4 protein-coding genes and 1 rRNA gene are annotated in these 5165 nt (G+C 66.0%); 3 read left to right on the plus strand and 2 right to left on the minus strand.

The features are described 5' to 3' along the window. Positions 1-279: hypothetical protein (locus tag AC1DQR_RS39895; protein ID WP_477135095.1), on the plus strand; the 279-nt coding region annotated here is incomplete at its 5' end. A gap of 249 nt (positions 280-528) precedes the next feature. On the opposite strand, the gene AC1DQR_RS39900 is transcribed toward AC1DQR_RS39895, so the two are convergent. Continuing rightward, entirely contained in the window at positions 529-1863 is a 1335-nt protein-coding gene (locus AC1DQR_RS39900) for an HdeD family acid-resistance protein (protein ID WP_416050926.1), read from the minus strand. Between the two features lie 285 nt (positions 1864-2148). Between AC1DQR_RS39900 and AC1DQR_RS39905 the strand changes: the two genes are divergently transcribed. Beyond that, positions 2149-2652 (plus strand): (2Fe-2S)-binding protein, encoded by a 504-nt coding sequence (locus AC1DQR_RS39905; RefSeq protein WP_174424795.1) that lies wholly within the window; start codon positions 2149-2151, stop codon positions 2650-2652. Beyond that, positions 2649-4934 (plus strand): xanthine dehydrogenase family protein molybdopterin-binding subunit, encoded by a 2286-nt coding sequence (locus tag AC1DQR_RS39910; protein ID WP_416050927.1) that lies wholly within the window; start codon positions 2649-2651, stop codon positions 4932-4934. The genes AC1DQR_RS39905 and AC1DQR_RS39910 overlap by 4 nt, the downstream gene beginning before the upstream one ends. A 136-nt stretch (positions 4935-5070) precedes the next feature. Here AC1DQR_RS39910 and rrf read toward each other — a convergent pair. Continuing rightward, positions 5071-5165, minus strand: a 5S ribosomal RNA gene (gene rrf, locus AC1DQR_RS39915); the annotation flags it as partial.

Genomic DNA, 5165 nt, shown 5'->3' on the forward strand with positions numbered 1-5165 from the left:
CAGGCCGCTTCCGCCAAGGACACCCTCGCCGGCGACAAGTACGGCTATGAATTCCGCACCTCGGTCCCCGCCGACAAGTACGGCTACGACTTCCGCGCAACCGACGCCTTCACCGACGGCGCACGCAGCGGCAAGCTGGATACCTTCACTGAAGGCGCCCGCATCGCCGGCCTGGACCGCTCGGGGGTTTCGGCTTCGCCGGCTCGCGGATTCGATGCCTACACCGATGGCGCACGCAGCGGCAAGGTTGATGTCTTCACCGAAGGCGCCAACGCCTGATGCCGTACCCGCAACTGGCCACCCGCCGCGACACCGCCTGAGATGCGGTGTCGCGATAGCGACAATGCCAGTCGCGTAAAAGACCGCCCCCCTCCTGCGCACCTGAAGAGGGTTCCCGGTCTGCCGTCAGTGCTGCGCTCCCGCACTGGCTTCGGCGGCAGCCCGAACCGCGAAGAGCCGGTCTGCGTCTGCGGATAATCTATCCTTCCGTGCGTCCGAAGCGATAGCTGGCTCCGCCGTCGCCAGCTCCTAGGCGTCTCGATCGTCCGCCAGGCTAGCGGAATTGCGCCGCTTCAGCGTGCCGATGAACGTGGCCCAGGCGAAGGGACGCGGATCGGCCAGCATGCTCATGGCGCGCGCGTAGTCGAGGGTCAGGCCCGGCGTCCACGCCATCGTCGCGGCGCGCTTGCGTAGATGCGCCGCGACCCACAGTTCAGGAGTCAGTACCAGGCGCAACAACGGCCACCACCCGTCCAGCCGCGTCCATACGCGCGCGCCGGCGCCTTCCAGCGCGGCATCGAGCGCCCGTGCCACTGTACTTGAGCAGTTGCGGTGGGTCAGGTTGTACGTGGTGTCACGCTGATAGGCATCCCAGAATTCGCGCAGGCGCTGCGCGTCGTAGTTGCGGATGCGCACCTGCACCGTCGACGGACACCACGCTTTCGATTCGGTCGGATAGTCGGGTTGGAAAGTGCCAGGTACGTCGTTCTCGCGCGTGGCGCGCAGCAGTCGGGTGAAATCGTCGGGCGCGCGGTCGATCTCGACCGCCGGGTAGAGGCTGATGTAGACGCCTTCTGGCGATTCCAGTGCCGCGTGGCCGGTGGAGATCACGCCATTCCGGTCCACCGCGGCGATATAGCGGTCGATGATCGGCTGGCGGCGCGCTTCGGTCTTTGCCGATCCCACCGGTGTCCAGACGTGCACGGTCAGCGCGTGTTCGTTGGCTGCGGGCGGGCCGCTCCATGTCGTGAGTCGCTGGTCCGCATCATCAGCCGAGCCGGCTTCCGATGTGCCAGGCAGTCCCGGATTTCCGGTCAGCCTGCGCACGCGCGATGCGAGCAGCAGCATGTTCCAGCCACCGAAAAGCAGGCCAAGGCCCACGCAGTAGGGCACGGTGCCCGCGTAGTGCGTCGGGTAGGGCTGGACAAAAAAGATCGCCACTGCAATCTCGACGATGCCGCCGGCCATCGCCAGCCGCCACGTACGAAAGCGCACCAGGCGTGCCGATGCCACCTGCAGCAGTCCGTCGGCCAGAAACAGCAGACCGAACAGCAGCGACAGGATCATGTGGCCATGGTGATGGCCGGCCAGCACGAGGATCGCCGCCACGCTGAACGCCATACCCTTGACATAGCGCAGCGTGCGCTGGCCGCCCATTCCGGTCCACGCCACCGCCATGGTAGCCAGCCCTTCGAGCAGCAGCAGCCATGCAAACGGCTCGATCGGGAAATCGAGCCGGCCATCGAGTGCGTCGATAAACAGCGCACCTCCAGTGATCACGCTGATGGCTCCGGCCCAAGCCAGCGCGCGCCATCGCATACGCAAGTAATCCACGCCAAGCAGAAGCATCAGCAGGCGAACCATCGGGAATCTCCAGAGCGTGTCAACGGAATGCTAGTCGGATTCTACCGTCGGATTGCCGGTCCATAGGCTTTTGCAGCCGCATTCCGATTGTCCACAATCGCCGTATAGATGGCGCGAGGGTGTTCTCCGCAGCGCCATCATTCCAGTTTGTGGAATTAACAAATCCCGCCAACGCCATTCCCCAGTACCAGCCGCCGGCATCACAATGCGCTTTGCGCAAAGCAGCGCAGGCACCTGGCTCGTCCGCCAGCCCTCGTCCCCGTTGCACCACCCCCACAAAAAAACATGAGAACCATCACGATCAACGGTAAGCCGCAAAAGATCGACCTGCCCGATGACGCCCCGCTGCTATGGGCGGTGCGCGATCACCTCGGCCTGACCGGCACCAAGTTTGGCTGCGGCATGGCCCTGTGCGGCGCCTGCACCATGCATCTGGACGGCCAGCCGATCCGCTCCTGCGTGACCCCGATCTCGGCGGTGGCCGGCAAGAAGATCACCACCATCGAGGGCTTGTCGGCCGACAAGATCGGGCAGGCCTTGCAGGCAGCGTGGGAGGAATTCGGCGTGCCGCAGTGCGGCTACTGCCAGGCGGGGCAGTTGATGTCCGCCACCGCGCTGCTGCACACCAACCCGCACCCGAGCGAAGAAGACATCGACGGGGCCATGAGCGGTAACATCTGCCGCTGCGGCACCTATACGCGCATCCGCGCCGCCATCCAGCACGTTGCCAAATCGAACGTGGCTGCAAAGCCGTCTGCCCAGCCGACGGGCAAGAGGAGTGCCAAATGAGCACGCTGCAATCTGCCGGGCGCCGCACCTGGCTCAAAAGCATGGGCGCCCTCGCCGGCCTGACGTTGACTGTTGGCCTGGACGGCATCGTGCTGGCAGCGGATGAGCCCAAGAAGTACGGCCGCGACGGCATGCCGGGCGGTGCCGTGGATAGCCCGCTGGTGTTCCTCTCCATTGCCGAAGATGGCAAGGTAAGCATCGTCTGCCACCGCTCCGAGATGGGGCAAGGCGTGCGCACCAGCCTGCCGATGGTGGTGGCCGACGAGCTCGAAGCCGACTGGGCGCAGGTGCTGGTGGTGCAGGCGCCCGGCGATGAAATCCGCTACGGCAACCAGAACACCGACGGCTCGCGCAGCGTGCGGCATTTCTTCGAGCCCATGCGGCGCGTAGGCGCAAGTGCGCGGATGATGCTGGAAGCTGCTGCCGCCGCCCGCTGGAATGTGCCGGTAAGCGAAGTCCAGGCGCGCAACCACGCCGCGGTCCACGTGCCGAGCGGCAAGAGCCTTGGCTTTGGTGCGCTGGCAAAGGATGCCGCGCGCCTGCCCGTGCCTGCGGCCGCCAGCCTCAGGCTGAAGGATCCGGCCCAATTCCGCTATATCGGCAAGGACAGCACGCGCAGCATCGATGGCCACGACATCGCCACTGGCCGCGCGCAGTACGGCATCGACGTGCGGCTCGACGGCATGCTGTACGCCGTCATCGCGCGCCCGCCGGTGTTCGGCGGCAAGCTCGCCGGCGTTGACTCCACGCAGGCGATGAAGGTGCCTGGCGTGATCAAGGTGGTGGAACTGCCCGGCAGCCCCGCGCCCGCCCTGTTCAACCCACTGGGCGGCGTGGCGGTGATCGCCACCAATACCTGGTCGGCCATCAAGGGCCGCGAGGCGCTGAAGCTGCGCTGGGACGATGGCCCCAACGCCAGCTACGAGTCCGGTGCGTTCCGTGCCGCGATGGAAAAGGCCGCAAGCCAGCCCGGCAAGGTGGTGCGCAACCAGGGCGACACGATGGCCGCCCTGTCCGGCCCCGGCAAGCGCATCGCCGCGCAGTATTACCTGCCGCATATCGCGCACGCCACGATGGAGCCCCCGGTTGCCACGGCGCGCATCGCCGATGGCAAGTGCGAAGTCTGGACGTCGGTCCAGGCGCCGCAGGCCACGCGCGAGACCGTGGCCGGGCATCTCGGCCTGAAACCGGAGGACGTCACGGTGCACGTGACGCTGCTGGGCGGCGGCTTTGGCCGCAAGTCCAAGCCGGACTTCGCCGCCGAGGCCGCGCTGCTGTCCAAGGCCATGGGCGGCAAGCCGGTCAAGGTAACCTGGACGCGCGACGACGACCTGCATCACGACTACTTCCACACCGTCTCCGTCGAGCACATGGAAGCCATGCTCGGCGCCGACGGCAAGACGCAGGCGTGGCTGCATCGCACCGCCGCCTCCACCATCACGTCGACCTTCGTGGCCGGCGCGAAGAACGAAGCCACGTTCGAGCTTGGCATGTCGGCGGTGAATATGCCATTCGACATCCCCAACGTGCGCGTGGAAAACCCCGAAGTGGAGGCGCACACCCGCATCGGCTGGTTCCGCTCGGTGTCCAACATCCCCCACGCCTTCGCCGTGCAATCGTTCGCGGCCGAACTGGCGGCGGCAGCCGGGCGCGATCATCGCGACTACCTGCTGGCGCTGCTCGGCCCGGACCGGCGCATCGACCCGACGCAGCTGTCCGATACCTGGAACTACGGCGAATCGCCACAGCAGTACCCGCTTGATATCGGCCGCCTGCGCGGCGTGATTGAACTGGCCACGCACGAAGCTGGCTGGGGCAAGACGCTGCCGAAGGGACGCGGGCTGGGGCTGGCTGTCTGCTACAGCTTCGTGACCTACGTGGCGGCAGTGGTCGAAGTGGTGGTGGCCGATGACGGCAGCATCAGCGTGCCGCGCATCGACATGGCGGTGGACTGCGGCGCCCAGGTCAACCCGGACCGCATCCGCTCACAGGTGGAAGGCGCCTGCATCATGGGCATCAGCCTGGCCACCACGGGCGAGATCACCTTCAAGGACGGGCGCGCCCAGCAGGACAACTTCCACCAGTACGAGGTGATGCGCGCGCCCTCGGCGCCGCGCCAGATCCATGTGCATCTGGTGCCGGGCAAGTTCGACGCACCGCTTGGCGGCGTCGGCGAGCCGGCCGTGCCGACCATTGCGCCTGCGCTGTGCAATGCGATCTTTGCGGCTACCGGCAAGCGCATCCGCGCGCTGCCGATCCGGGAGCAGTTGAAGAAGGCTTGAGGCCTGGCCTGAATCGCGGGGCGTTGGGTTTCGCGCTCCGCAATTCACATTTCATTTTGCAAACGTGATCGCGCAAAATCGCAGCCATAAAAGCAAAACCCCCCAGTACTTTCGTACTGGGGGGTTTCAAGGGAGAGCCTGGCGATTACCTACTTTCACACGGGTATCCGCACTATCATCGGCGTGGAGTCGTTTCACGGTCCTGTTCGGGATGGGAAGGGGTGGTTCCAA

Source organism: Cupriavidus sp. 05L411, from assembly GCF_056398045.1.